The organism is Brevundimonas sp. SH203 (assembly GCF_002157625.1).
In the GTDB taxonomy this organism is placed as follows: Bacteria; Pseudomonadota; Alphaproteobacteria; order Caulobacterales; family Caulobacteraceae; genus Brevundimonas.
Genome location: NZ_BDMM01000001.1, coordinates 707,108 through 732,027, shown reverse-complemented (window position 1 = coordinate 732,027; position 24,920 = coordinate 707,108). Strand labels below are relative to the sequence as shown.

26 protein-coding genes are annotated in these 24,920 nt (G+C 68.4%); 16 read left to right on the top strand and 10 right to left on the bottom strand.

What is annotated here, in order from left to right; translation table 11 throughout:
- Positions 1 to 16: 16 nt before the first annotated feature.
- Positions 17 to 1,414 (bottom strand): methylenetetrahydrofolate--tRNA-(uracil(54)-C(5))-methyltransferase (FADH(2)-oxidizing) TrmFO, encoded by a 1,398-nt coding sequence (trmFO, locus tag SH203_RS03650; RefSeq protein WP_087119466.1) that lies wholly within the window; start codon positions 1,412 to 1,414, stop codon positions 17 to 19.
- A 95-nt stretch (positions 1,415 to 1,509) separates the two neighbouring features.
- On the opposite strand from trmFO, the gene SH203_RS03645 reads away from it, so the two are divergent.
- Entirely contained in the window at positions 1,510 to 2,265 is a 756-nt protein-coding gene (locus SH203_RS03645; RefSeq protein ID WP_234989363.1) for a hypothetical protein, read from the top strand.
- A 185-nt stretch (positions 2,266 to 2,450) separates the two neighbouring features.
- The gene (locus SH203_RS03640; protein WP_087119464.1) at positions 2,451 to 2,867 is read left to right on the top strand and encodes a hypothetical protein; all 417 of its coding nucleotides are present in this window, start codon (positions 2,451 to 2,453) and stop codon (positions 2,865 to 2,867) included.
- A 27-nt stretch (positions 2,868 to 2,894) separates the two neighbouring features.
- Here SH203_RS03640 and SH203_RS03635 read toward each other — a convergent pair whose 3' ends face one another.
- A complete protein-coding gene (locus tag SH203_RS03635) occupies positions 2,895 to 3,551 on the bottom strand; it encodes a 3-oxoacid CoA-transferase subunit B (RefSeq protein WP_087119463.1) in 657 nt (218 codons plus the stop codon).
- On the bottom strand, positions 3,551 to 4,291 hold the full coding sequence (locus SH203_RS03630; protein WP_087119462.1) for a CoA transferase subunit A: 741 nt from the start codon (positions 4,289 to 4,291) through the stop codon (positions 3,551 to 3,553). Before SH203_RS03630 ends, SH203_RS03635 begins: the two co-directional genes overlap by 1 nt.
- Positions 4,292 to 4,614: 323 nt before the next feature.
- Here SH203_RS03630 and SH203_RS03625 point away from each other — a divergent pair, with 323 nt between their 5' ends.
- The 7 genes from SH203_RS03625 to SH203_RS03595 all read left to right on the top strand — a co-directional run bounded on the left by SH203_RS03625 (position 4,615) and on the right by SH203_RS03595 (position 11,891).
- Entirely contained in the window at positions 4,615 to 5,640 is a 1,026-nt protein-coding gene (locus SH203_RS03625) for a cyclopropane-fatty-acyl-phospholipid synthase family protein (protein WP_087119461.1), read from the top strand.
- A gap of 10 nt (positions 5,641 to 5,650) precedes the next feature.
- Positions 5,651 to 6,064, top strand: a complete 414-nt coding sequence (locus SH203_RS03620; protein WP_087119460.1) for a DUF2177 family protein — start codon at positions 5,651 to 5,653, stop codon at positions 6,062 to 6,064.
- 120 nt (positions 6,065 to 6,184) lie between these two features.
- Positions 6,185 to 7,417, top strand: a complete 1,233-nt coding sequence (locus SH203_RS03615) for an oligosaccharide flippase family protein (RefSeq protein WP_159457532.1) — start codon at positions 6,185 to 6,187, stop codon at positions 7,415 to 7,417.
- Positions 7,401 to 8,549, top strand: coding sequence for a UDP-galactopyranose mutase (glf, locus tag SH203_RS03610; protein WP_087119458.1), 1,149 nt, complete (start codon positions 7,401 to 7,403; stop codon positions 8,547 to 8,549). Before SH203_RS03615 ends, glf begins: the two co-directional genes overlap by 17 nt.
- Positions 8,546 to 9,463 (top strand): glycosyltransferase, encoded by a 918-nt coding sequence (locus tag SH203_RS03605; RefSeq protein ID WP_087119457.1) that lies wholly within the window; start codon positions 8,546 to 8,548, stop codon positions 9,461 to 9,463. The genes glf and SH203_RS03605 overlap by 4 nt, the downstream gene beginning before the upstream one ends.
- Positions 9,448 to 10,683 (top strand): O-antigen ligase family protein, encoded by a 1,236-nt coding sequence (locus tag SH203_RS03600; protein WP_087119456.1) that lies wholly within the window; start codon positions 9,448 to 9,450, stop codon positions 10,681 to 10,683. The genes SH203_RS03605 and SH203_RS03600 overlap by 16 nt, the downstream gene beginning before the upstream one ends.
- Positions 10,680 to 11,891 (top strand): glycosyltransferase, encoded by a 1,212-nt coding sequence (locus SH203_RS03595; protein ID WP_143275674.1) that lies wholly within the window; start codon positions 10,680 to 10,682, stop codon positions 11,889 to 11,891. The genes SH203_RS03600 and SH203_RS03595 overlap by 4 nt, the downstream gene beginning before the upstream one ends.
- Here the strand turns inward: SH203_RS03595 and SH203_RS03590 are convergent.
- The 3 genes from SH203_RS03590 to SH203_RS03580 form a co-directional block, all read right to left on the bottom strand.
- Positions 11,831 to 12,892: a glycosyltransferase family 1 protein gene (locus SH203_RS03590; RefSeq protein WP_159457531.1), complete on the bottom strand. Its 1,062-nt coding sequence runs from the start codon at positions 12,890 to 12,892 to the stop codon at positions 11,831 to 11,833. The genes SH203_RS03595 and SH203_RS03590 overlap by 61 nt on opposite strands.
- Positions 12,885 to 13,979, bottom strand: coding sequence for a glycosyltransferase family 4 protein (locus SH203_RS03585; protein ID WP_087119453.1), 1,095 nt, complete (start codon positions 13,977 to 13,979; stop codon positions 12,885 to 12,887). The genes SH203_RS03590 and SH203_RS03585 overlap by 8 nt, the downstream gene beginning before the upstream one ends.
- A 72-nt stretch (positions 13,980 to 14,051) precedes the next feature.
- Positions 14,052 to 14,513 (bottom strand): peptidylprolyl isomerase, encoded by a 462-nt coding sequence (locus SH203_RS03580; protein ID WP_087119452.1) that lies wholly within the window; start codon positions 14,511 to 14,513, stop codon positions 14,052 to 14,054.
- A gap of 72 nt (positions 14,514 to 14,585) precedes the next feature.
- Between SH203_RS03580 and SH203_RS03575 the strand changes: the two genes are divergently transcribed.
- A complete protein-coding gene (locus tag SH203_RS03575) occupies positions 14,586 to 15,296 on the top strand; it encodes an RlmE family RNA methyltransferase (protein WP_087119451.1) in 711 nt (236 codons plus the stop codon).
- On the top strand, positions 15,293 to 16,348 hold the full coding sequence (locus SH203_RS03570; RefSeq protein WP_087119450.1) for a DUF2332 domain-containing protein: 1,056 nt from the start codon (positions 15,293 to 15,295) through the stop codon (positions 16,346 to 16,348). Before SH203_RS03575 ends, SH203_RS03570 begins: the two co-directional genes overlap by 4 nt.
- On the opposite strand, the gene SH203_RS03565 is transcribed toward SH203_RS03570, so the two are convergent.
- A complete protein-coding gene (locus SH203_RS03565) occupies positions 16,345 to 16,872 on the bottom strand; it encodes a DUF2061 domain-containing protein (protein ID WP_234989362.1) in 528 nt (175 codons plus the stop codon). The two genes, SH203_RS03570 and SH203_RS03565, sit on opposite strands and share 4 nt — an antisense overlap.
- A gap of 76 nt (positions 16,873 to 16,948) precedes the next feature.
- Positions 16,949 to 17,182: a hypothetical protein gene (locus tag SH203_RS15235; protein WP_143275673.1), complete on the bottom strand. Its 234-nt coding sequence runs from the start codon at positions 17,180 to 17,182 to the stop codon at positions 16,949 to 16,951.
- A gap of 266 nt (positions 17,183 to 17,448) precedes the next feature.
- Between SH203_RS15235 and guaB the strand changes: the two genes are divergently transcribed.
- The 5 genes from guaB (at position 17,449) to guaA (ending at position 23,013) form a co-directional block, all read left to right on the top strand.
- The gene (guaB, locus tag SH203_RS03560) at positions 17,449 to 18,906 is read left to right on the top strand and encodes an IMP dehydrogenase (RefSeq protein WP_087119448.1); all 1,458 of its coding nucleotides are present in this window, start codon (positions 17,449 to 17,451) and stop codon (positions 18,904 to 18,906) included.
- A 137-nt stretch (positions 18,907 to 19,043) separates the two neighbouring features.
- Positions 19,044 to 19,439 (top strand): MAPEG family protein, encoded by a 396-nt coding sequence (locus SH203_RS03555; RefSeq protein WP_087119568.1) that lies wholly within the window; start codon positions 19,044 to 19,046, stop codon positions 19,437 to 19,439.
- A gap of 9 nt (positions 19,440 to 19,448) precedes the next feature.
- Positions 19,449 to 20,759: an RsmB/NOP family class I SAM-dependent RNA methyltransferase gene (locus SH203_RS03550; RefSeq protein ID WP_087119447.1), complete on the top strand. Its 1,311-nt coding sequence runs from the start codon at positions 19,449 to 19,451 to the stop codon at positions 20,757 to 20,759.
- Positions 20,756 to 21,460 carry a 5'-methylthioadenosine/S-adenosylhomocysteine nucleosidase gene (locus tag SH203_RS03545; RefSeq protein ID WP_234989361.1) on the top strand — a complete coding sequence of 235 codons (705 nt, stop codon included), beginning with the start codon at positions 20,756 to 20,758 and terminating at the stop codon, positions 21,458 to 21,460. The genes SH203_RS03550 and SH203_RS03545 overlap by 4 nt, the downstream gene beginning before the upstream one ends.
- The gene (gene guaA / locus SH203_RS03540; protein ID WP_087119446.1) at positions 21,457 to 23,013 is read left to right on the top strand and encodes a glutamine-hydrolyzing GMP synthase; all 1,557 of its coding nucleotides are present in this window, start codon (positions 21,457 to 21,459) and stop codon (positions 23,011 to 23,013) included. Before SH203_RS03545 ends, guaA begins: the two co-directional genes overlap by 4 nt.
- Positions 23,014 to 23,157: 144 nt before the next feature.
- On the opposite strand, the gene SH203_RS03535 is transcribed toward guaA, so the two are convergent.
- Positions 23,158 to 23,538 carry an EthD domain-containing protein gene (locus SH203_RS03535; protein ID WP_087119445.1) on the bottom strand — a complete coding sequence of 127 codons (381 nt, stop codon included), beginning with the start codon at positions 23,536 to 23,538 and terminating at the stop codon, positions 23,158 to 23,160.
- A 5-nt stretch (positions 23,539 to 23,543) separates the two neighbouring features.
- Positions 23,544 to 24,740 carry a cytochrome P450 gene (locus tag SH203_RS03530; RefSeq protein WP_087119444.1) on the bottom strand — a complete coding sequence of 399 codons (1,197 nt, stop codon included), beginning with the start codon at positions 24,738 to 24,740 and terminating at the stop codon, positions 23,544 to 23,546.
- Positions 24,741 to 24,920: the final 180 nt, after the last annotated feature.

The window sequence follows — 24,920 nt, the reverse complement described above, 5'->3', positions numbered from 1 at the left end:
GACCCGGCCCGGATCGTCAGCCCGCGTCGCGCCAGGCCTTCAGGCTGTTCATCGCGCGGATGCTCATCAGCCGCTTCTTGGCGCGGCCGCGTTCCTTGGGGTGGATGCGCTTGCCGTCCTCATCGACCTTGGGGGCTTCCAACGGTGGCAGCAGGCCGTAGTTGATGTTCATCGGCTGGAACTTGGCGCCTTCCAGATGGCCGCCGGTGATGTGTTCGACCAGGGCGCCGATGGCCGTCTCGGGCGGCGGGGTGGACAGGTCGCGGCCCAGCGCTTGCGCGGCGGCGAGGCGGCCGGTCAGCAGGCCCATGGAGGCGCTTTCGACATAGCCCTCGACCCCCGTCACCTGACCGGCGAAACGCAGGCGCGGCAGGGCCTTGAGGCGCAACTGCTTGTCCAGAAGCTGGGGGCTGTTCAGATAGGTGTTGCGGTGCAGGCCCCCCAGACGCGCGAACTGAGCGTTCTGAAGCCCCGGGATCATGCGGAAGGTCTCGGCCTGCGCCCCATGCTTCAGCTTGGTCTGGAAGCCGACCAGGTTGAACAGGGTGCCCAGGGCATTGTCCTGACGCAGCTGGACGATGGCGTGGGGCTTGACCGCCGGATCGCGCGGATTGGTCAGGCCGACGGGCTTCATCGGGCCGTGGCGCAGGGTCTCGCGGCCCCGCTCGGCCATGACCTCGATCGGCAGACAGCCGTCGAAATAGGGGACGTTCTCCCAGTCCTTGAACTCTGCTTTCGGCCCGTTCAGCAGGGCGTCGATGAAGGTGTCGTACTGGGCCTTGTCCATCGGACAGTTGACGTAGGCGGCTGCGTCTCCGCCGGGGCCTTCCTTGTCATAGCGCGACTGACGCCAGGCGATGTCGAAGTCGATCGAGTCCGCGTGGACGATGGGGGCGATGGCGTCGAAGAAGCTCAGGGACTCCTCGCCGGTCGCCTTCAGTATGGCCTCGGCCAGGGCGGGCGAGGTCAGGGGACCGGTGGCGACGATGACATTGTCCCACTCCTCGGGCGGCAGGCCGGCGATCTCTTCGCGGACGATCGTGACCAGCGGATGGGCCGCCAGTTTGGCCGTGACGGCGGCGGAGAAGCCTTCGCGATCCACGGCCAGGGCGCCGCCGGCCGGCACCTGATGGGCGTCGCCGCAGGCCATGATGATCGAATCCAGCGCCCGCATCTCGGCGTGCAGCAGACCCACCGCATTGTATTCCCAGTCGTCCGACCGGAAGGAGTTGGAGCAGACCAACTCGGCCAGACCGTCGGTGTGGTGGGCGTCGGTCCTGACGCCGGGGACGCCGCGCATCTCGTGCAGGATCACGGGCACGCCGGCCTGGGCGATCTGCCAGGCGGCTTCGGAGCCGGCCAGGCCGCCGCCGATGACGTGGATGGGGGAGGGGGAAACAGGGGAAGCGGTCATCGCGGCCTTCTAGCCATTGGCTGGCGCGGTGTCATGGTCCCCTGCTATATCCGCCGCCGGTAATCGGGGGGCGGGTGTTGAGCGGGCGGCGGAATTTGCGACTGGGCGAGACGCTGTCGGCGGCGGGTTCGGCCCTGCCTCGCCTGTGGCGCGGGGCCTGGGGCGCGATCCTGCTGGCGGCCGTGGTCTGGAGCGTGCAGCCCTTGGCGGCGGCCGCGACCGGCCTGATCTGGGCGGCGTTCGCCTTGATCGCGACGCTGGCGTTGGCCGGGGCGCTGGGGCGGATCGCGATCACCGACGACCTGACGCAGGCGCGCGGGCTGGGCCTGGGGCCGGCGGGGCTTCAGTTCGGGCGGCCGGAGCTGCGGCTGCTGGGCGCGGGCCTGTTGTGCGCGGTCTTTCTGGCCATGATCCTGTCGGTGGTCGGCCTGGTGCTGCTGGCCGTCTTCGGCATGGCCGAGCTGAACGCCCGGGCCATCGAACTGCGCCAGTGGGGCGCGGTCGGGCCGGTCTGGAAGCTGGCGCTTCTGGCGCTGGTGACGGCCTTCGCCCTGTTCGCCGTCGCAGCCTTCAGCGTGCGGCTGTCCCTGTTCGCCCCGGCGACGATAGGGCGCGGTCAGATGGTGTCGCTGCAAAGCATGACCCTCGCCCGCGGCGCCTTCGGGCCCCTGTTGGTCGGCCTGATCGTGACGTCGGCGCCCAAGATTGGGCTGGTGCTGCTGTGGGGCGCGGGGCTGCTGTCGGGGACGTCGGGCTGGGTGATCTGCGCCGTCGTGCTGACGGGTCTTCAGGCGCCGCTGACGATGGCCTTCGCCGGCGCCGCCTATCGCCGGCTGGACGTTCAAGGCTAATCCTAGGACAGCGTCTTCAACCCTTGACGGATCGGCGGGGATGAAGGCTAGCTGGCGCGCAACTGGAGATCGTTATGCTTTTAGCCGCATTGATGGCCGGGGTTCTTCTGCAGGACGCGCCGCCGGCGTATCCGCCTACCCCTCAGCAGTTTTCGGGCCGACGCTCCGGCTTTGTTCAAGGCACGTTGAACGTCGCCGCCGGCGAACGGGCGACCCTGCGTCGGAATGCAAATGGAACCTATGACCTGATCAAGGTGGACCGCATCGAGGTTCGCGATGTCCTGCCGCCTGCGGAAGGCTCGCGCGCCCCGCTGAACGAGGCGGCGCCGGGAACGATCAGGTTCGGACTGCACGCGCGTCAGGATGTCGGATCGCTGTTGAAGGTCGAGAATAGCCAGGGCGAGGGGCTGAAGTATTCCGGCTTCATCGTGACGTATGTGGGCGGACAGGCGCGCGGACCTGCTGAAACCTCCGTCTGCACCGTGCCTTCGTGGATGACGAGCTACGAGCATTGGAACGAGCCCGTCATCCAGATCGTGGTCGCTGGCCTGCAGACGTCGACTGACGCCGTGCCGACGTGCCCGCCTCATGTGGAGAACTGACGGGCGCGTCGTGCAGGTCGTAGAGCGTCAGGCGGCCTGCAAGCCCGCCGCCACCGTATAGGCGGCTTCAGTCTTGGCGGCGACCTCGTCCAGGGTGACGCCGTCGGCGAGTTCGATCAGTTCAAGGCCGGCGCCGTCCGGCTTGACGTCGAAGGTGGCGAGGTCGGTGATGATGCGGCTGACGACGCCCGTGCCGGTCAGGGGAAGGGTGCAGGTTTTCAGCACCTTGGACTGGCCGTGTTTGTTGGCGTGTTCCATGACCACCACTACGCGCTTGACGCCCGCGACCAGGTCCATGGCGCCGCCCATTCCCTTCACCAGCTTGCCGGGGATCATCCAGTTGGCGATGTCGCCGTTCTGGGCCACCTCCATCGCGCCCAGGATCGACAGGTTGATGTGGCCGCCCCGGATCATGGCGAAGCTGTCGGCGCTGCTGAAATAGGACGACTCGGGGATCTCGGTGATCGTCTGTTTGCCGGCGTTGATCAGGTCGGGGTCCTCGTCGCCCTCATAGGGGAAGGGGCCCATGCCCAGCATGCCGTTTTCCGACTGCAGGGTCACGGTCATGCCGTCGGGGATGTAGTTGGCCACCAGGGTCGGGATGCCGATGCCCAGGTTGACGTAGAAGCCGTCCTGAAGCTCCTTGGCGGCGCGTTCGGCCAGTTGTTCGCGAGTACGAGCCATTATGCATTCCCCCCTTGGGCTACCGCTTCGCTGCTTGAGCCCGGCTCCCTCTGACGCACGGTGCGCTGTTCGATGCGCTTCTCGGACACGGTCTGGACCAGGCGGTCGACATAGACGCCCGGCGTGTGGATGTGGTCGGGGTCGATGGAGCCGACGGGGACGATCTCCTCGACCTCGACGACCGTGACCTTGCCGGCGGTGGCCATCATCGGGTTGAAGTTACGGGCGGTCTTGCGGAAGACCAGATTGCCGCGCTCGTCGGCCTTCCACGCCTTGACGATGGACAGGTCGGCGACCAGGCCCGTCTCCATGACATAGTCGCGGCCGTTGAAGTTGCGGACTTCCTTGCCCTCGGCGACCAGGGTGCCGACGCCGGTGGCGGTGAAGAAGGCGGGGATGCCCGCGCCGCCCGCGCGGATGCGCTCGGCCAGGGTGCCTTGCGGATTGAACTCAAGCTCCAGCTCGCCTGCCAGATACTGGCGTTCGAACTCTTTGTTCTCGCCGACATAGGACGAGATCATCTTGGCGATCTGGCGGGTGCCGAGCAGTTGGCCCAGGCCGAAGCCGTCGACCCCGGCGTTGTTGGAGATGACCGTCAGTCCCTTGACGCCGCTGTCGCGCAGGGCGGCGATCAGGTTCTCGGGAATGCCGCACAGGCCGAAGCCGCCGGACATGACCGTCATGCCGTCGAAGGTCAGCCCCTCAAGCGCGGACGTGACGTCAGCGTAGATCTTTCCCATCGCTCTCCCTTTTTTCATTGCCTGGTGAATATCGGCTGTTGACCACGCCTAACGCGGGGGCGGGCGGGGGGCAAGTCGGGGCGGCGATCCGACGCGGAGATTTTCAGACGGCCGTCGCGAAAAACAGAGTCTGAATCGTCTGAATGCTCTCGATCACGGTCGACAAAAAGAGAGTGCAATGTGTGCACTTCGTCTGAAAAGGCTGCGGCGCAGACGCCCGATGTCGGCATTCCAGGGCCGGGATTCAAGGGGCAGGCATCCGTCGGCGGCGGGCGGTCGTATTGCTGTGAAGCCCGCCGTTTCAGGCGATCGAGGATGCGCCGATGAACCTGACCAATGTCGCCATTCGCCAGCTTCAGGACGCGCCCTTTCCCGATTTCGTGACCCGTCCTGCCATCGACAGTCTGGTGACGGAGGCGCGCAAACGGCTGGATCGCGACAGGCCGCACGACGAGGCGGCGTTCGCGCAAGAGATGGCCCGCCGCGCCATCGCCGAACATACGGACGCGGCGAACCAGCAGCATTACGAACTGCCGCCCAAGTTCTTTCAGCTGTGTCTGGGCCGGCGGCTGAAATATTCCTGCTGCCTGTATCCCACCGGGCGCGAGACGCTGGATCAGGCGGAAGAGGCGGCGCTGGCCGAAACCTGCGCCAATGCCGATCTGGGGGACGGGCAGACGATCCTGGAGATGGGCTGCGGCTGGGGTTCGCTGTCGCTGTGGATGGCCGAGACCTATCCGAACGCCCGGATCACGGCGGTGTCGAACAGCCACGGCCAACGCGGCCATATCGAGGCCCAGGCGGCGGCGCGGGGGCTGACGAACCTGACGGTCGTCACACAGGACATGAACGCCTTCGACACCGAGCAGCGGTTCGATCGCATCGTCTCGGTGGAGATGTTCGAACATATGGCCAATTGGCGCGCCCTGCTGACCAGGGCGAAGGGCTGGCTGAAGCCTGACGGGCGGATGTTCATTCACGTCTTCACCCACCGCGACGCCCCCTATCGGTTCGACCACACCGACAGCGGCGACTTCATCGCCCGGCACTTCTTCACTGGCGGCGTCATGCCCAGCCATGGCCTGATCCGGCAGTTTCCCGACCTGTTCGCGGTCGAGCAGGACTGGACGTGGAACGGCGGCCATTATGCGAAGACGGCCGAGAACTGGCTGGCCAATATGGACCGGAACGCCGACCGGGTCGCGGTGTTGATGCGAGAGACCTATGGCGACGAGGCCCGGCTTTGGACCCGGCGCTGGCGGCGGTTCTATCTGGCGACGGCGGGCCTGTTCGGCAACGACGAGGGCCGGACCTGGGCGGTCAGCCATTACCGACTGAAACCTGTTTGAGGACACGAGCATGATCAAATATGTCGCGGCCTATCTGGGGGCCGGCCTGACTTTCGCCGCCATCGACTTCGTCTGGCTGACCACCATGACCGACCGGCTCTACAAGCCGGTCATCGGGTCGATCATGGCCGACAAGCCGGACATGAAGGCGGCCGTGACCTTCTATCTGATCTCCATCGCCGGGACGGTGTTTCTGGCCATCGCGCCGGCGCTGAAGGACGGAAACTGGACGCGGGCCGCGCTGAACGGGGCGGTGCTGGGCTTCGTGGCCTACGCCACCTATGACCTGACCAATCAGGCGACCCTGTCGGTGTGGCAGACGAAACTGACGCTGATCGACTTGATGTGGGGCACGGTCCTGACCGCCGCGTCCGCGACGGGCGGCTATTTCGCCGCGCGCTGGGCCGAGGGACGTTTCGGCTGATCCCAAGCCCAGGCGACGCCCTTGCCGGGCTGCGTCTTGCGTGTGTAACGTCCCGCCAAGGTTGAGTGTCGGGGGCGGCAGTTGGGGCGGGAGCGGCGGCTAGGACTGTCTGCGCGTAGCGTGGCCGACGCCGGCTGGCTGTATGTCGCCCACATCGCCCGATACGCCGCGCCGCTGCTGCTTTATCCGGTTCTGACGCGACGGCTGGGGATCGAGGGGTTCGGCGTCTATGCGGCGGGTCTGTCGCTGGCGCTGATCGTCTCGGTGGTCGTGGACTACGGCCTGTCGGTGTCCGGCCCGCGCGACATCGCGGCGCGTCCGGCGGACAGGGGCGAGATCGTCGGCCGGGCCGTTGCGGTGCGGGTTCTGCTGGCGCCGCTCGCCGTCTGCGTCGGTCTGTGTCTATCGGCCCTGACCCCCGTGCCGGGCGGCGCGACCGGGGCGACGGCCGTGGCGATCCTGCTGGGCGTCGGTCAGGGCGCCGGCCTGCTGTGGTATTTTCAGGGGATCGGGAATCCGGCGCCGATGGCGATGCGCGAGGTCGGCTTCATGCTGGCGGCGGCCCTGATCATCCTGGCGTGGCCGGGGTTGGGCGTGGCCGGGGCCCTGGCGATGCAGGCGGCCGGGGTCTGGTGCGGGGTGGCGGTCGGCGTCGTGGGGGTGTGGCGCAGGGAGCGGATCGCGCGGCCGTCGTGGTCGTCGGTGGTCGCGGCGTTGCGGGACGGTGGGCCGCTGTTTCTCAGCCGCGCGGTGATCGCGGCCTATACTGGCGCGGCCGTGTTCGCGGTCGCCGTTCTGGCCGGGCCGGCGCAGGCGGCCCTGTATGGGGTCGCGGATCGGCTGGTGTCCGCCGCAGGGTCGCTGATGCGGCCGCTGGCGGGGGTGATCGCGCCCCGGATCGCCGGCCTGTTGACCCATGATCCGGTCGCGGCCTTTCGCACCGCGCGGTGGACGCTGATCGGCGTCTTCGGCGCGGCGGCGGTCGTGGCCGCAGGTTTGACAGTCGCGGCGCCGATGTTGATGCGCGGCCTGTTCGGCGCGGGCTTCATGGGGGCGAAGACGCCCTTGCGTCTGCTGGCCGCGACCCTGCCGCTGGTGGCGATCAGCCAGGTGCTGGGCCTTCATCTGATGACGTCGCTGCGGATGGACGGGCGGTTCGCGGCGATGACGGCGGCGGGGTGCGCGGCGACGCTGGGGGCGGCGTGGGCGCTGGCCCCGGCTTTCGGCGCCGTCGGCATGGCCGGGGCCAGGATCGTCGGCGAGGCGGCGGTCGTCGTGATCTGCGCGGCCTGTCTGAAAGGCCACTGGGGCGCGCTGTTTCCCGCACGGAGCCGTCATGTCCCGGCGGTATGACTGGATGGTGGTCGGGGCGGGGTTCACCGGGGCGGTGGTCGCCGAACGGCTGGCGCGCGGTCTGGATCAGCGCGTGCTGGTGATCGACCGGCGCGATCATGTCGGGGGCAACGTCCATGATCGTCGCGACGAGGGCGGGCGGCTGATCCACCCCTATGGGCCGCACGTCTTTCACACCAACAGCGACCGCATCTTCGACTATCTGAGCTGGTTCACGGCCTGGCGACCCTATGAACATCGGGTGCGGGGCTGGATCGACGGGCGGCTGGTTCCGTTGCCGTTCAACCTGACGTCCCTGCGGATGCTGTTCCCCGAGGCGACGGCGGCGAGATTGTCCGAGCGGCTGGTGCGGGCGTTCGGCCCCGACGCGCGGCCGACCATCCACGATCTGAGGGCGGCGGCGGACGACCCCGATCTGAGGCTGGTCGCCGACTATGTGTTCGACAAGGTCTTCGCCGACTATTCGGCTCGGCAATGGGGCGTGCCGGTCGGGGATCTGGACCCCGCCGTCCTGGCCCGGGTGCCGGTGGTGGTCGGGCAGGACGACCGCTATTTCACCGATCGTCATCAGGCCATGCCGCGCGACGGCTATTCGGCCCTGTTCGCGCGGATGCTGGATCACCCGAACATCCATGTGTCGCTGAACACGAAGATGGCCGAGGTCGAGCCGACGGCGTGGGACCGGATGGTCTATTGCGGGCCGCTGGACGACTATTTCGGCCGGTCGGCGGGCGCCTTGCCCTATCGCAGCGTCCGGTTCGCGCATCGGGCCGTGGACGTGCGCGACGGTCTGCCGGTGGGTACGGTCAACCACCCCCAGGCGCCCGACTTCACCCGCGTCACCGATTTCCGCCATCTGACGGGGGAGGCGGGGCCGACGACCGCCCTCGTCGCGGAATATCCGATGGCCCACACGCCCGGCGTGACCGAGCCGCATTATCCGGTCCTGTCCGAGGCGTCGGGGCGGCTGGCGGACGAATACAGGGCGATGGCGCGGACGCTGGCGGGCAAGGTCTGGTTCGCCGGGCGGCTGGCGGACTTCCGCTACTACAATATGGACCAGGCGGCAGGGCGGGCGCTGAGCCTGGTCGAAAAGACACTGGCGCCGGCCGTGGCGGGGATGGCGGCGTGAGGTCGCCCGTCGTCTTCGCCGTGGTGGTGACGTGGAACCGGCGCGCCCTGCTGGAGCAATGTCTGGCGCATCTGATCGCCCAGACGCGGCCGTGCGACGGCCTGATCGTGGTGGACAACGCCAGCGACGACGGCACCGCCGAGATGCTGGCCGACGCCTGGGCCGGACGGGCGTCGGTGGTGCGGATGGCGACCAACACCGGCGGGGCGGGCGGGTTCAACGCCGGGGTTCGCGCGGCCATGCAGGCGGGGGCCGAACGGCTGTGGCTGATGGACGACGACGTGCTGGCCGCGCCCGATGCGCTGGAGGCCCTGTTGGCGGCGGAAGCGGCGCTGGTTGGAGAAGGCGCAGCGCCCGCCTTCCTGTGTTCAAGCGTCCGTTCGCCCGAAGGCCATCTGACCAATACGCCCGAGATCGACCGGCGGGAGAATGGGCTGGGCTATCCAGCCTGGGGCGAGCGTCTGGACCGGGGGCTGATCCCGGTGCGGCAGGCGACCTTCGTATCGCTGATGATCGGGCGGGCGGCGGTGGCGCGGCACGGCCTGCCGCTGGCGCCGATGTTCATCTGGGGCGACGATACGGAATATACGCTGCGACTGTCGCGCGACGGGCCGGGGCATCTGGTCGCTGCCAGCCGGGTGGTCCACGTCCGCGCCGCGCCGGGGCGGTTGAGCATAGAGACAGAGCCGGACGCGGAACGCGAGCGGCTGCATCGCTATCTGACGCGCAACGTCATACTGGCCAAGCGGCGGCACGAGGGGGCGGGGTCGGCGCTGCGCTATGCGGCGTCCCGGCTACGGATGGCGGGCGGACTGGTGCTGAAGGGGCGGTGGCGCAAGGCGGGGGTGCTGGTCGCCGGGGTGCTGGATGGCGCGCGCTTCGATCCCGAGGTCGAGTTTTGCGCGGGGCCGTAGCCGCCGGGCGTCGGCGCCGTCTGCGGTGGTCGCAGGTCACGGCGGCCTATGGGCGGACGTGTCTGGCGCTGCTGGGGATGGGCGCGACGGCGCCGCTGTTCCTGACGCCGGGACTGCTCAGCGGGCCGCGTCTGGGCGATCTGGCGCTGCTGATCGCCTTGCCGATGGCGGGGGTGGAGTTCGGGCGGATGACGCCGCCGCTGCGCGCCGTCGGCTGGGTCGCCGGCCTCTTCCTGACGGTCACGATGCTGGCGCAGCAGTCGGCGGTCGGCGCGTCGTTCGATGGCGGGGACGCCGCCTTCTGGTTTCGATGGATCGCGGCCAGCCTGGTCGCGCCGCCGGTCGCGGGCCTGCTGGTGCGGGATGAGGCGTGCCGGCGGCTGTTCTTCGCGGCGGTCCTGATCGGCGCGGCGGTTCATGTGGCGACCTCTGGCCTGTCGTTGCTGATCGGACGGGAGGTGTTGCAGGCCGTGGGACTGGCCTCGCCGCGCGCCATGGTCACGACCGCCGCGGCCCAGGTGCGGATCACGACCCTGGCCGAGCATCCGAACGCCGCCATGGCCATGATCGGACTGGCGGTTCCGGCGGGGATCGCCCTGGCGCGCGGGCGGTGGACGCGGAGCGTCGCGACCTGGGCCGGGGTCGCTCTGGCCCTTGCGGGGTTCGCGGGAACCCTGTCGCGCGCCGGTTTGGCGGCGGCGGGCGTGGCCTGGCTGGCGCGGATCGCGGTCGGTCGGCGGTGGCGCGAGCGGTTCAACGTCCCCGGCGCGGTTCTGGCGCTGTGCGTCGTCGCGGCGGGCGTGCTGATGCTGCAGGGCGGGGCCGATCTGGACGACGTGCGCTTCGCCGAACGGTTCGACCGGGCGGCGCTGGCGGACAATCTGGCCGGGCGGGTCGAGACCTGGCGCCGGACGCTGGATCAGGCGGCGGATCGGCCCTGGGGCGCGGGCTGGACGACGGCGCAGGAGATGGGCGCCGATCGCGCGGCGTCGGTCAGTCACAACGGCTATCTGTTCATGGCGCGGACGGTGGGGGCGGCCGCGGCGGTCGTGCTTCTGGTCCTGCATCTGGCGTCCGTTGCGCGGATGGACGCCTTTACGCCGCTGTCGGCCTGTCTGCTGGTCGCGATGCTGGCGGAGGACCTGACGCAGGGGGCGGGGTTCGTCTTTCTGTGTTGCCTCGTCGCCGCCCTGGTCTGGCGGAGGGCGACGCCGCCATGAGGGTGCTGATCGTCAACACCCTGTATCCCCCGGCCGACATCGGCGGGGCCGAGCGCAGCGTGGCGCAACTGGCCGAGGGGCTGGCCGCTGCGGGTGTGGAGACCTCGGTGCTGACCTTGTCGCCCGGAGACGCCGCCGTGGAGCGGACGGTGGGGGGCGTGGTCGTTCATCGACGGCGGTTGAGGAACCTGTACTGGCCCTATGACGGCGAGGCGCGCGCGGCCATGAAACGGGCGCTGTGGCACGGGCTGGAGGCCGCCAATCCGCTGATGGACGGCGTCGTGGATCGGGTGGCGGCGCAGGTCCAGCCCGATCTGGTCCATCTGCATCTGACGACCGGGTTTTCGCAGTCCGTCCATCGCGCGGCGGCGCGGCGGGGCCTGCCGCTGGTCCAGACCCTGCGCGACTGGTCGATGATGTGCGCGCGGGCGTCAATGTTTCGGCAGGGGGCCCGTTGCTCGCGGCGGTGCGCGTCCTGCGTCATGCTGACGGCCGGGAAGCGGGCGCGGTCGCAAGGGGTCGATCATGTGATCGGCCTGAGCCGCCCGGTTCTGGAGGCGCATCGCGACGCCGGCTATTTTTGTGACAGCGCCGGCTCGGTCATCGGCAACGCCGCGCCTGAAAGGGCGCCGACGCGGCGGCCGGGGTGGTCGAGGGAGCCGGTGCTGACCTTCGGGTTCCTGGGGCGGGTCGAGGCGGAAAAGGGGATCGAAACCCTGTTGCGCGCGACGACGCGGCTGAAGGGGGACTGGCGGCTGAGGATCGGGGGGCGCGGCGATGCGGCCTATTCGGCGCGGCTTCGGGCCGAGTTTCCCGACCCGCGCATCGTTTGGCTGGGACAGGTCGGTGCGGGCGACTTCTGGCCGACGGTGGACGTGCTGGTCGCGCCGGCGCTGTGGGCCGAGCCGTTCGGGCGGGCGGTGGCGGAGGCGGTGCAGCAGGGGCGGGGCGTCATCGCTTCGCGCATCGGGGGCCTGCCCGAGGCGGCGGAGGGGGCGGGGGCGTCGGCCTTGGTCCAACCCGGCGATGTCGCGGCCCTGGCGCAGGCCATGCAGGCGGCGATGTCAGAGCCTGAACGCTGGCGGTTCGCCGCATCCGGGCCGTCGCGCTGGACCGAGGCGGCGGTGGTCGAGGCGCATCTGGCGATCTATGACCAACTGCTGTCCAGGAGGGCGTCGAGGACTGCGGCGGATCGGGACCAGCTGTAGGCGTCGGCGCGGCGTCGGCCCGCTTCGAGACGTGCGAGGGCCGGGGTGTTCAGCAGCGTCTGCATATGCTCGGCCAGGGCGGCGTCGTCGGTCGGGTCGAAATAGAAGGCCGCGTCGGCGCAGACCTCTCTCGTCGCGGGAATGTCGGAGGCGATCACCGGGCAGCCGTGGACCATGGCCTCCAGCGGCGGGATGCCGAAGCCTTCGTAGAGGCTGGGGAAGATTAGCCCCGTCGCGCCCCGCAGCAGGGCGGCGATCTCCCGATCCGTGCGGCGACCGGCCCGGACGATGCGCGGATCGTCGGGCGCGGTCGATGCGTGGGCCACGCCGGTCAGACGGGCGCCGACCCGCACCAGCCGGATGTCTGGATCGGGAAGGCGGGCCAGGGCGCGGGCGGCGACGGCCAGGTTCTTGTTCGGCGTCTGATTGCCGATGCAGACGAAATAGCGGCGGCCGGGCAGGTTCAACGCCCGCAGGACATCTGTGTCCGGGACGATGTCTCGCAGGTGGTCGGCGCTGTTCGGGGCGACAGCGATGGCGTCGGGCGACAAGTTCAGCACGGCCGCCAGTTCGGCCCGGGAAAAGCGCGAGACGGTGGCCAGTCGCGCGCGTCTGGCCAGTCGTCGATCCAGGACGCGATGCGCCAGGACGTAGCGAGGCTTGAACAGGTCGGGCCGGCGAAAGACGGCGGCGTCATGGATCACAACCACTTGTCGCGAATGTCCGACGGGGCCGGCGCCGCAGAGGGACAGCAGGCGATGGTCGCGCGCGGCCTCGGCTAGGCGGACCTGTTCCCACAGATGGCCGACGACGCCCGGAAGGCGATAGACGGGAATTCGATCAAGGGGCAGGGGATCGGCGCCGTTGGGGACCATGAGCCGGTAGCGACGGTCGGCGTTCGGCAGGCGATCCAGGGCGCGGACGATCTCGCGGGCGTAGCGCTGCACGCCGCTGAGGGGCTGGGTCAGGAACCGCCCGTTGATCAGGATCGGCTCATCCACCCAGGCGGCGCCGCTGGAAAGCCTGACGATAGATGTCCGCCGTCCGAGCGGCCATCTGCGCGGCCGAGGGCAGGGCCGCCGGACGGAGCCCTGGCGGGCGGGACAGGGCGGACAGGATGGACTGGGCGATGTCTTCGGCGGGCGCATCCGTCGGCAGGCGGTCGATCCGCGCGCCGGAAGCGATCAGGCGGCTGGTCCCGCCGACCTCGGTCGCGACAATGGGCAGGCCAAGCGCGGCGGCCTCGATCAGGGCGTAGGCGTCGGCCTCATAGCGGCTGGTCAGGGCGAACAGGTCGAAGCCCGCCATCAGCCCGCGCGCATCCGCCGCGCCCAGCAGACGCACGGCGTCGCCGCCTTCGTTCGCTGTGGCGGCGGCCAGGTCGCCCTGTCCGATCATGACGCCCACAAGGCGAGGGGCGGCGCGTCTGGCCATCCGCACGGCCCGGGCGAACCGCAGCGGATCCTTCTGGCGACACAGGCGGCCCACGAAACCCACGACCACGGTGTCGTCCGAAACGCCCATGAGCCGGCGGGCGGCGGCGCGGTCGGGTTGCGGTGGGGCGGCCAGACCGTTCGGCGCGACGTGCAGACGATCCCGGGGCAGGCCCCATCGGCGGGCGACGGCTGCCTCTTCGGTCGAGACGGCGATGACGGCGTCGGTCGTTGCGTGGGCCAGAACACACTCCGCGACGCCGGCCGCGACCCTGGACAGGCCCCCGGCGTCCATCATCGGCAGGGCGTGGGGCGTATAGATTTTGGCGGCGCCCGGCGCACGGGCCAGGCGGATAAGGGCTCCGGCCTTGGCGCTGTGGCCATGCAGGATTTCGAACGGCCCCCGCCGGGCGATCAGTCGGTTCAGGGCCCTGAGGGCCGGGATGTCCCAGGGACCGACGGCGCGACGCAAGGGTAGCCGTTCGAGGGCGGTCAGGGGCAGGGCCGCGACCTCGGCCTCGAACCGCGGTTCGGCGCGCAGGGGCGAATAGGCGAGGGCGACCTGGTGTCCGGCGTCGATCAAGGCCTGGGTCAGGTCGACGACTTGACGTCCCGAGCCACCGCCGGACGGCTCGATGACCTGAAGAATACGCACGCCAGTCGTCCCCCGACGATGGATCAGTTCTGCAACTGAAGGCCATCGTCGGAAAACGTCAAGATTGTGTTCCTAGTTGACCGTCGCCTTGACGATCTTGCCGGGGCTGCGCGGCGGCTCGCCCTTGGGCAGGGCGTCGACGTGTTCCATGCCCGATTCGACCTGGCCCCAGACGGTGTACTGGCGATCCAGGAAGGTGGCGTCGTCGAAGCAGATGAAGAACTGCGAATTGGCGCTGTTGGGGTCCGAGGTGCGGGCCATGGAGCAGACGCCGCGCACGTGCGGCTCGGCCGAGAACTCCTGCTTCAGGTTCGGCTTCTTGGAGCCCGAGGTGCCGGTGCCGGTCGGATCGCCGCCCTGGGCCATGAAGCCCGGAATTACGCGGTGGAAGACCACGCCGTCGTAGAAGCCTTCCTGGGCCAGTTCGGTGATGCGTTCGACATGGCCGGGGGCCAGATCGGGGCGCAGCTTGATGACCACGTCGCGGGCTTCGCCGTCGCCGGTGTCCAGGGTGAAGGTCAGGGTGTCGGCCATGTCGGTCGTCCTCTTTGGGTTGATTTGAGGCGGGACATAGCCCGCAACGCCGGTCGGGGCTATGTGGGAACGATGAACGAGGACGAAAAGCCCCCCGAACGCCGCCGCATGGTGCGTCCCCCCACCGGCGGGACCGCCGCCGGACGCGGCATGGGCACGAAGATGAAGACGGCCGACACCAAGTCGATGTCGAGCCAGCAGTGGATCAAGCGCCAGTTGTCGGACAAATGGTCCGAGAAGGCGCGGGCCGAGGGCTGGCGCTCGCGCGCGGCCTTCAAGCTGATCGAGATCGACGACAGGTTCCGTCTGATCAAGCGCGGGTCGCGGGTGATCGACCTAGGCGCCGCGCCGGGCGGCTGGCTGCAGGTTGCGGTGGATCGCGGGGCGGCGGCGGTGGCGGGCGTGGACCTGCTGATGATCGAGCCGGTGCCGGGCGCCACGATAATCCAGGCCGACTTCACTCATCCGGGCGTGGACCAGCAACTGCTGGAGGCCATCGGCGGGCCGCCTGACCTGGTGCTGTCGGACATGGCGCACAACACCGTGGGCCACCGCCAGACGGACCATCTGAAGATCATCGCCCTGATCGAGATCGCCGCCGACTTCGCCATCCGCACCCTGCGGCCCGGCGGCAGCTTCGTGTCCAAGAACTTCCAGGGCGGGGACGCCGGCGGGGTTCTGGCGCGGCTGCGCGAGGAGTTCGAGACGGTGAAATACGTCAAGCCGGCGTCCAGCCGGAAGGACAGCGCCGAGGTGTTTCTGGTGGCGCTGAACAAGCGATGACCGAGGCCGCCGTCCGACAGGCGTTCGCGGATCAGGCGGTGATCTGCACCGCTGCGGGGGCGCCGTTCACCGGACGGGTCTGTCGGCTGATCGGAGAGCGGTTGACGGCCGAAGGCGAGGTCGGGCGGCGGGTGCTGGGCTGGACCGGCGTGGCTTCGCATCAGGGGGACGCCCTGCCGCTGCGGCTTATGGGCGGGTTGCACGCCCTGGCGCGGTCGGGACGAGACAAGGCGCTGTCGGCAATTTATCCTCCGGCGACGGCGCCCGATGACGAGGCGGTGTGGTCGATGGTCGGGCGGGTCTTGGTCGAGCAGGCCGCGTTTCTGTCGCCCTGGCTGGATGGCCCGCCGCAGACCAATGAGGTGGGCCGGTCGGCCGCCCTGATGGCGGGCCTCCTGGTGCTGGCCGATCGGTTCGGCCTGCCGTTCGCGCTGTATGAACTGGGCGCCAGCGCGGGGCTGAACACCGTGCTGGATCGTTATTCTTATCGTCTGGGGGAGATCGAGGCGGGGATGGTCGGGTCGCCCGTGCGGTTGACGCCGACCTGGACCGGCGTCTCGCCGCCCAGGGGCGATGTCGAGATCGCGCGGAGAGCCGGCGTGGATCGCAATCCGCTGGACGTGCGCGACCCGGCGACCCGTGCGCGACTGGCCGCCTATGTCTGGGCGGATCAGCGCGAGCGGCTGGCGCGGCTGGAGGCGGCGCTGGATCTGGCGGCCGCCGATCCACCGCCTATCGACCAGGCCGACGCCGCCGACTGGCTGGAGGCGAATTTGTCGACGGCGCCCGAGACGGGCGTCTGTCGCGTCGTGATGCACACCATCGCCTATCAGTATTTCTCGCCCGAGGGGCAGGCCCGTATTCGCGCCCGCCTCGCCGCGACGGGCGCAAGGGCGACCGAAGACGCGCCTCTGGCCTGGCTGAGTTTCGAGGCCATGTCGGACACTGTGGACCGGCGGCCGACGCTCGATCTGACCGTCTGGCCCGGCGGCGAGACGCAACGCCTGGCGATCTGTCAGCCGCATGGCGCCGAGATCGACTGGAAGATTTAGGCCGCAGCGATCAGGGCCCGGCGGGCCTCGATCCGCGTCCAGATGCGGTCGTGCAGGGTGAAGAAGACCGTCTGCACCAGAGGCTCGATCATGCCGATGGCCAGGGCCGTGCGGATGTCGTGCGTCAGGGCGAAGGCGACCGAGACGGCGACGGTGAAGTGCATGACGCCATAGGTCAGGGTCTTCATCGCGATTTGTCGGAACGAACGGGGCAGGGCGTGGCTGTGGGCGGCGTGATCGTGGACGCGGGCCTGTTCCTGCGGCGACATGACGTCCAGGCGGGCGGCGACGGCCTCGGTCGCCTCTTCCAGCCCCGACGCCATGCGACGGCGTTCGATGCGGTGCCAGACGCGGTCGTGGATGGAATAGGCCAGCGTCTGGAAGATCGGCTCGACCACCCCGACCGCCAGGGCGACGCGCCAATCGCGGGTGATGACGAAGGCCGTCAATATGGCCACCACCAGGTGCATCAGCCCGTAGCTGGCGATCTTCATCGCCAGTTTTCGCGCGGTGCTGAGGATCATGCCGACCATGCGATCAGAATGGTGAGGGGCCGCGACGGTTGCAAAGCAATAAAATCTATCGCGGCGATAAGGAGCGTCACCTTTTGAAGGAAGATAAGACGGTTGCTAGAAACGCAGCAAAGCCCATCCTGAAAAAGAAGTCTTTGAGCACGATAGGCCAAGCGAGCTTTGTTTCGATTTCAGCTAAGCGGCTACGCTTGCGTGCTTCCGCTCCGGTCGCATCGGCCACATCCTTTCTGGCCTTCAGTTCAGCCAGGATGGCAGCTTCTTGGGCCGCTCTAACCGCCTTCGATTTTCGCGCCGCAGTCATGACGATCTCGTTGTTTAAGCGGCAATCGAAATGTCACGACATGTCTGACACAAGAATGCACCGTGCTCGACGGTCTCATGCCTTCCACCGCCGCAACGCGGTCAGCGCGTTTTTTTGATGGTCGCATCATGGGGTGGGTGGACGGTAAAATCTTGGGGGCCTTGTTGTGCGGTGCGGTCCTGACAACACGGAAAATCAGTCGGCGTAGCCCTTGCCCCCGACCCCCGCATCCCGTTATACGCGGCCCGCAAAACGGAGACTCCCCCATGGAGATACGCGAAGGACTAACCTTCGACGATGTTTTGCTGGAACCCGGCCCGTCCGAGTTCATGCCGGCGATGGTCGATGTCTCGACCCAGCTGACGCGCGACATCAAATTGAACATCCCGCTGCTGTCGTCTGCGATGGATACGGTGACGGAAAGCCGTCTGGCGATCGCCATGGCGCAATCCGGCGGCCTGGGCGTGCTGCACCGGAACATGACCATCGAGGAGCAGGCCGATCAGGTCCGCGCCGTCAAACGCTATGAAAGCGGGATGGTGGTCAATCCGGTCACGGTCGGCCCCCGGACCACGCTGGGCGAGGTGCGCCAGATCGTCGAGGCCAGGAAGATCACCGGCTTCCCCGTCGTCGATCCCGACACCGGCAAGCTGGTCGGGATGCTGACCCACCGCGACATGCGGTTCGAGAGCGACCTGAACGTCACCGCCGCCTCGCTGATGACCACGGGCGACCTGATCACGGTGCGCGAGGGCGCCAGCCGTGAAGAGGCCCGCGAACTGCTGCGCACCCGCAAGATCGAGCGGGTCATCGTGGTGGACGAGGATTATCGGGCCGTCGGCCTGATCACCATGAAGGACATCGAGAAGGCCCAGGCCTTCCCCAACGCCGCCAAGGACGAGCAGGGCCGCCTGCTGGTCGGCGCCGCCTCCACCGTCGGGGACGCCGGGTTCGAGCGCGCCATGGCCCTGGCCGACGCGGGTTGCGACGTGGTGGTGATCGACACCGCCCACGGCCATTCCGCCTCGGTCGCCCAGGTGGTCGAACGCATCAAGCGCGAGAACAACCGGCTGCAGATCATCGCCGGCAATGTCGCCACCTATGACGCCACGCGCGCCCTGATCGACGCGGGCGCCGATGCGGTGAAGGTCGGCATCGGCCCGGGCAGCATCTGCACCACCCGCATCGTCGCGGGCGTGGGCGTGCCGCAGCTGACGGCGGTGATGGACTCCGCGCGCGCCGCCAGGGGCACGGGCGCCTCGGTCATCGCCGACGGCGGCATCAAATATTCGGGCGACCTGGCCAAGGCCATCGCGGCCGGGGCGAACGTGGCCATGATGGGCTCGATGTTCGCCGGCACCGACGAAAGCCCCGGCGAGGTCTTCCTGTACCAGGGCCGCAGCTACAAATCCTATCGCGGCATGGGTTCGGTCGGGGCGATGGCGCGCGGATCGGCGGATCGGTATTTCCAGAAGGAAGTCTCGTCCGAGAAGCTGGTGCCCGAGGGCATCGAGGGCCAGACCGCCTACAAGGGGCCGATTGCGCCGGTGCTGCACCAGCTGGTCGGCGGGCTTCGCGCCTCGATGGGCTATGTCGGCGGCGCGACGATCCCCGACTTCCAGGAACGCGCCCGCTTCGTGCGGATCACCGGCGCGGGCCTGCGGGAAAGCCATGTCCACGACGTGATGATCACGCGCGAGGCGCCGAATTACCGGCAAGGATAATGTTTTAGTTCGTCATCCTCGCCCTTGTGGCGAGGATCCATACTCCCGGTGTTCGATGGTTGGTCCCCCGACGTCAGCGGCCCGTGTTTATGGATCCCAGGCACAAGGCCTGGGATGACGCTGTTGAGGATAAGGCCATGACGACCGAACTGACCTATCTGGCCCTGACGCTGATCCTGGCGCTGGTCCAGGTCTTCCTGCCCGCGGGCGCGCGGACGGCCGAGTTCGGTTCGAAATGGAATGCGGGCGCGCGCGACGTCACGCCGACGTCGACCCGCCCGCTGACCGGCCGTCTGGAACGGGCCCAGGCCAATCTGTTCGAGACCCTGCCGCTGTTCATCGGCGCGGTGCTGATCGCCCATGTGATCGGCGCCGCCGGCCCCCTGACCGTGTGGGGGACGGCGCTCTATTTCTGGGCGCGCGTCGTCTATGTGCCGCTCTACGCCTTCGGCGTTCCCTATGTCCGGTCGCTGGTCTGGGTGGTCTCGCTTGCGGGGCTGGTCATGGTGCTGGCGTCCCTGTTTCTTGTCTGAAAGCCTGTCTTGACCCCAGCCGCCCGTCTCGCCGCCGCCGCCTCCGTCCTGGACTCCATCGCCCAGGGCCGCCAACCGGCCGAGGCCGTCCTGAAAGCCTGGGGCGGCGCCAATCGCTACGCCGGGTCCAAGGACCGTCGCGCCATCGCCGACCGCGTCTATAAGGTGCTGCGCGCGCGCGGCCGCCTGTCGTGGATCATGGGCGGACGCGAGGACGGCCGGGCGCTGGTCATCGGCTCGCTGCACGCCATCGACGGCCTGTCGCTGGAAGAGATCGAGGCCCTGCATTCGGGCGACGGCTATGGTCCGCGCCCGCTGTCGAAGCAGGAGCGCAGCCGCATCACGGCGGGGCAGGGCGAGCTGCCCGGCTGGGTCGCGGCGGGCCTGCCCGAGTTCGTGGTCGAGGATTTCAAGGCCACCTTCGGCGACCGCTGGGCCGAGGAAGCCCACGCCCTGATGGCGCCGCGCGCGCCCATCGACCTGCGCGTCAACGGCGCCGTCGCCACGGTGCAAGAGGTCGAGGCCGAACTGCGCGAAGCCGGTCTGGAGCCGTCGCGCACGCCCTGGTCCGAATGGGGCCTGCGCCTGCCCAGCGAGCCGCCGCCCAACATCCAGGCGCTGGATGGTTTCAAGGTCGGCCGGTTCGAGATTCAGGACGAGGGCAGCCAGGTTGTCTGCTGGCTGGCGGGCGCCGAACCCGGCGCGACGGTGGTGGATTACTGCGCCGGCGGCGGCGGCAAGACCCTGGGGCTGGCGCAGGCCATGGGCGGGCAGGGGAAACTGGTCGCGTCCGATGTCGTGAACAAGCGGCTGGAGAACATCCGGCCCCGCCTGCAACGCGCGGGCGTCGAGGCGGATCTGGTCCTGATCGGCCAGAACGGCGGCGGTCTGGAGGATTTGAACGGGCAGGCCGATCTGGTGCTGGTCGATGCGCCCTGTTCCGGCTCCGGCACGTGGCGTCGCCGCCCCGAGGACGCCTGGCGTCTGACGGCGGAGGAGGTCGAGAAGCTGCACGGTCTGCAGGTCCGTATCTTGGGCCAGGCGGCCAAGCTGGTGAAGCCGGGCGGACGTCTGGCCTATGTCACCTGTTCGATGCTGGCGCGCGAGAACGAGGCCAGCGCGGACGCCTTCGAGGCCGCCCACCCCGAGTTCCGTCCCGTTCCGCTCATTCCCGGCGAAGCGGGAGAGGCGAGAGGATTCCTGACCCAGGCGGCCGGGACGAAGTTCGCCGAACTGGCGTCCGGCGCGCGCCTGCGCCTGTCGCCCGCATCGGCCGACACTGACGGCTTCTTCATCGCCCTGTACGAGCGCACGGCGTGACGGCGGCGCGGCTGGAGCGGCATGGCGAGGTCTCGGTCCTCTATGTCATGGCGGCCCCGGCCGAGTACGGCGATCACCTGCGCGCCCGCATCCAGCCGCTGATGACCGGCATCGGCCCGGTCGAGGCCGCGGTCGCCTTGACCGCCGCCCTGGCGCGGCTTGAGGCGGCGGGCGACTTGCCCGACCTGATCGTGTCGCTGGGGTCGTGCGGATCGCGGGTCTTGGAACACGCCGCCGTCTATCAGGCCGCGTCGGTCGCCTATCGCGACATGGACGCCAGCCCGCTGGGCTTTCCGAAAGGGGTGACGCCGCTGCTGGACCAGCCTGCGGTCCTGACCCTGCCATGCCCCATTCCCGGCGCGCCGGTCGCGCGCCTGTCGACCGGCGCAAACGTCGTGTCCGGCGCCGCCTATGACGCCATCGACGCCGAGATGGTGGACATGGAGACCTGGGCCCTGGTCCGCGCCGCCCAGACCTTCGGCCTGCCTCTGATCGCGCTTCGCGGCGTGTCGGACGGCCGGGCCGAGCTGAAGGCGCTGGAGGACTGGACCGCCACCCTGCACCACGTCGATCGCAATCTGGCCGTCGCGCTGGATCGGCTGATCGCCGTGCTGGAGGCCGACGGCCTCGCCGCCCTTGAAATCCCGGCCCTACAGGGCCAAGACCCCGCGCAACGCTCCCCGGATTCGATCACGTCATGACCACGCCGCACCAAAAGGTTCTCATCGTCGATTTCGGCAGTCAGGTGACGCAGCTGATCGCGCGCCGCCTGCGCGAGGCCAGCGTCTATTGCGAAATCCATCCGTTCCAGAAGGCCGAGGCCGCCCTGGCCGCCATGAAACCGGCGGCCATCATCCTGTCGGGCGGTCCCGAGAGCGTCCACGAGGAAGGCAGCCCCCGCGCGCCGCAGGGCGTGTTCGAGGCGGGCGTGCCGGTTCTGGGCATCTGCTACGGCGAGATGACCATGTGCGAGCAACTGGGCGGCAAGGTCGAGGGCGGCCATACGCGCGAGTTCGGCCGCGCCGAGATCAAGGTGGAAAAGACCTCGCCCTTGCTGGCCGGTCTGGCCCCGGTCGGCGAAGAGGAAACCGTCTGGATGAGCCACGGCGACAAGATCGTCGCCATCCCGCAGGGCTTCGACGTGGTCGCCTCGTCCGACGGTTCGCCCTATGCGGTGATCGCAGACGAGACGCGCCGCTTCTATGGCGTGCAGTTCCACCCGGAGGTGATGCACACCCCGCGCGGCCACCAGATGCTGAAGAACTTCACCCACGGCATCGCGGGCCTGAAGGGCGACTGGACCATGGCCGCCTATCGCGACGAGAAGATCGCCCAGATCCGCGAACAGGTCGGCGACGCCAAGGTGATCTGCGGCCTGTCTGGCGGCGTGGATTCCTCGGTCGCGGCGGTCCTGATCCACGAAGCCATCGGGGACCAACTGACCTGCGTCTTCGTCGACACCGGATTGCTGCGTAAGGACGAGGCGAAACAGGTCACGACCCTGTTCAGGGAACACTATAATATCCCGCTGGTGCATGTTGATGCGTCGAAGGAATTTCTGGGCGAACTGGCCGGTCAGTCGGACCCGGAAACCAAGCGCAAGATCATCGGCCGTGTCTTCATCGAGATTTTCGACCGCGAGTCCGCCAAGATCGAAGGCGCCGAATTCCTGGCTCAAGGCACCCTCTATCCCGATGTGATCGAGAGCGTCTCCTCGTCCAGCGGCAAGGCCCACGTCATCAAGAGCCACCACAATGTCGGCGGCCTGCCCGACTATATGAAGCTGAAACTGGTCGAGCCTTTGCGCGAACTGTTCAAGGACGAGGTGCGCGCCCTGGGCCGCGAACTGGGCCTGACCGACGCCTTCGTGGGCCGCCATCCGTTCCCCGGTCCGGGCCTGGCCATCCGCATCCCCGGCGAGATCACCCCCGACGCCGTGGCCACGCTCCAGGACGCCGACGCCATCTATCTGGACGAAATCCGCAAGGCCGGGCTCTATGACGACATCTGGCAGGCCTTCGCCGTCCTGCTGCCGGTCAAGACCGTCGGCGTCATGGGCGACGCCCGCACTTACGAAAAAGTCCTGGCCCTGCGCGCCGTCACCTCCACCGACGGCATGACCGCCGACTTCTACCAATTCCCCTGGGACATCCTGGCCAAGACCGCCACCCGCATCATCAACGAAGTGCGCGGTGTGAACCGCGTGGTCTATGACGTGACGTCGAAGCCGCCGGGCACGATCGAGTGGGAATAAAGGCGGCCCCGTAGGTTCTATCGGTCGGTGTAGTTTTAAACGGTCCGGCAGTCTTAAGGTGGTAGGGCGGGTGGAAAAGCTCGACCTTTCCAGCGCTTCAGGTGTCCACTTTAAGCTGCACGCGGCATGTTGGAGACGACCGCATCACGAAGTCATTTGGCCGAGAATTGGTCTCTCATGGCCGAAGCAGACCGTCGAACGAGCAAGGTCGCAGAACTGCTGTTCATCCTCGCGCAGAAGGCGAGCGGCCTCCATGCCCTCCGACGTGGCCGAGGCGGCCAGCCGATCCGCCTCACTCTTGCACCAAAGCTGCGCCACGCCGTCGTGCATTCCGTCCACGCCCCTGTAGGCGACGTACTGACGCGCGAGTTCGCCGTCTTCCCCATGGAGCTGCACATAGCGCAGTAAACGGATATCGGCCGCCAGTCGGACGACGAGCGGGGCATGCACGTCATGCCAGTAGTCCAGAAACTCGCGATGCGTCAGGTCGGCTCGGCGGCGAATGGCGAGCGACATCTTCAGCATCGGCGTCAGCCCAAGCGCAGCGGCAGGGTTTCGATCATCCGCATCTGGTTGATGGTGCGGTAGGCGACGGGCCCCGCCGGCGTGATCGTGTCACAATGACGAAGGAGCGCGCCCATGAGGGTTTCCGACTCCAGGCGAGCAAGCATCTGACCGATGCAATTGTGGTCCGCGGCGCCGAAGGAGACATGACTTCCGGCGACGCGGCGGTCGATATCGAAGATGTCCGGAGCCTCCCAGGCTCTGGGGTCCCGGCCCGCAGCGCCAAGGAAGACGCCGATCTTGGTGTCGCCGTCGAGGGCGTACCCGGCCAGTTCGGTCGGCTCCAAGGTTGTTCGGAAGGTGACGTGAAACGGCGATTCCAGCCGGATCGCTTCGTCCAGCGCGATCTTGAGCTTCGTCGGTTCCTCCTTGAGCCGACGCCAGACATCCGGCTGCTCCGAGAGATTCTTCAGAAGGGCGCCGATGCCCGCGATCGTCGAGTCGGTGCCTCCGCGAACGAAGGCGCGAACGATGTTGGCGGCGACGCCCTGGCGCAGACGCCCCTCTTCCTCGGCGATGAACAACTGTTCCGAGACCGTGCCGGGAACGACATTCTCTCTGCGACAGGTGTCCGTCAGCCACTCAAGATAGGGCGTGCCGCCCGCGACAGCGGCGTGCCAGAGTGCATTCTTGGGGCCGGACTGGTTGAACATCATCAGCCCGATCGCGCGGATCGCCTCGGGCTCGAACCGGATGCCAAGCGCCTTGGGGAAGACTTCGAAGACGAACGCTTCGGCCAGGTCGGACATGGCCTCGACGTTCCGACCGACGAGGGTTTGCACCAGTCTGTCGGCCGCGGCTTCGAAATCGGCGCGCCAGGTCTTGATGACGACGGGCGACAGAATGCGCTGCACGGCCGAACGGACCGGGCCGTGGTCGGGCGGATCGACTTCCAGAAGCTCGCTCAGGGCGCGGGCGTCACCGGGCTTGCGGGCGTCGGCCAGACCCACCCCGCCGGTGGTGGTGAAGCGGGCGTAGTCCGAAAGCACTTCCTTGGCTTCCGCATGGCGTCCGACCGCATAGGCGCCATAGCGGGATAGACGGACGACTGGACCGGCCTCACGAAGGATCTCGTAAAAGCGGTCGGGCGATCGCAGCACGTCGTCGGCATAGGGATCGATGTCGATCTCTGGGGGTGTCCTGAGCCCTGTCGCAGCGTCCATGTCGAAGTCCTTCGCCAGTTCGCGGAAAGGGGCGGAGCCGGAAAGACGCCTAACGGCCCCGCCGAAGTTTCCGGGAGGAAAGCCTGTCCAGACTAGGTTGGACCGAACGCCGCGCCAGTCCCCTACGGCGGTGACTGAAGAAGCGCGCGCTTCTGTCCCCCGATCTTGGGACCGACATCC

Bases quoted from the DNA above. Each gene is read 5' to 3' on its own strand.
- SH203_RS03530 (WP_087119444.1), bottom strand. From the start codon at position 24,740: ATGGACGCTGCGACAGGGCTCAGGACACCCCCAGAGATCGACATCGAT.
- guaB (WP_087119448.1), top strand. From the start codon at position 17,449: ATGGAGATACGCGAAGGACTAACCTTCGACGATGTTTTGCTGGAACCC.
- SH203_RS03630 (WP_087119462.1), bottom strand. From the start codon at position 4,291: ATGGGAAAGATCTACGCTGACGTCACGTCCGCGCTTGAGGGGCTGACC.
- SH203_RS03625 (WP_087119461.1), top strand. From the start codon at position 4,615: ATGAACCTGACCAATGTCGCCATTCGCCAGCTTCAGGACGCGCCCTTT.
- SH203_RS03635 (WP_087119463.1), bottom strand. From the start codon at position 3,551: ATGGCTCGTACTCGCGAACAACTGGCCGAACGCGCCGCCAAGGAGCTT.
- trmFO (WP_087119466.1), bottom strand. From the start codon at position 1,414: ATGACCGCTTCCCCTGTTTCCCCCTCCCCCATCCACGTCATCGGCGGC.
- SH203_RS03565 (WP_234989362.1), bottom strand. From the start codon at position 16,872: ATGATCCTCAGCACCGCGCGAAAACTGGCGATGAAGATCGCCAGCTAC.
- SH203_RS03620 (WP_087119460.1), top strand. From the start codon at position 5,651: ATGATCAAATATGTCGCGGCCTATCTGGGGGCCGGCCTGACTTTCGCC.
- SH203_RS03580 (WP_087119452.1), bottom strand. From the start codon at position 14,513: ATGGCCGACACCCTGACCTTCACCCTGGACACCGGCGACGGCGAAGCC.
- SH203_RS03555 (WP_087119568.1), top strand. From the start codon at position 19,044: ATGACGACCGAACTGACCTATCTGGCCCTGACGCTGATCCTGGCGCTG.
- SH203_RS03595 (WP_143275674.1), top strand. From the start codon at position 10,680: ATGAGGGTGCTGATCGTCAACACCCTGTATCCCCCGGCCGACATCGGC.
- guaA (WP_087119446.1), top strand. From the start codon at position 21,457: ATGACCACGCCGCACCAAAAGGTTCTCATCGTCGATTTCGGCAGTCAG.
- SH203_RS15235 (WP_143275673.1), bottom strand. From the start codon at position 17,182: ATGACTGCGGCGCGAAAATCGAAGGCGGTTAGAGCGGCCCAAGAAGCT.
- SH203_RS03570 (WP_087119450.1), top strand. From the start codon at position 15,293: ATGACCGAGGCCGCCGTCCGACAGGCGTTCGCGGATCAGGCGGTGATC.
- glf (WP_087119458.1), top strand. From the start codon at position 7,401: ATGTCCCGGCGGTATGACTGGATGGTGGTCGGGGCGGGGTTCACCGGG.
- SH203_RS03575 (WP_087119451.1), top strand. From the start codon at position 14,586: ATGAACGAGGACGAAAAGCCCCCCGAACGCCGCCGCATGGTGCGTCCC.
- SH203_RS03535 (WP_087119445.1), bottom strand. From the start codon at position 23,538: ATGCTGAAGATGTCGCTCGCCATTCGCCGCCGAGCCGACCTGACGCAT.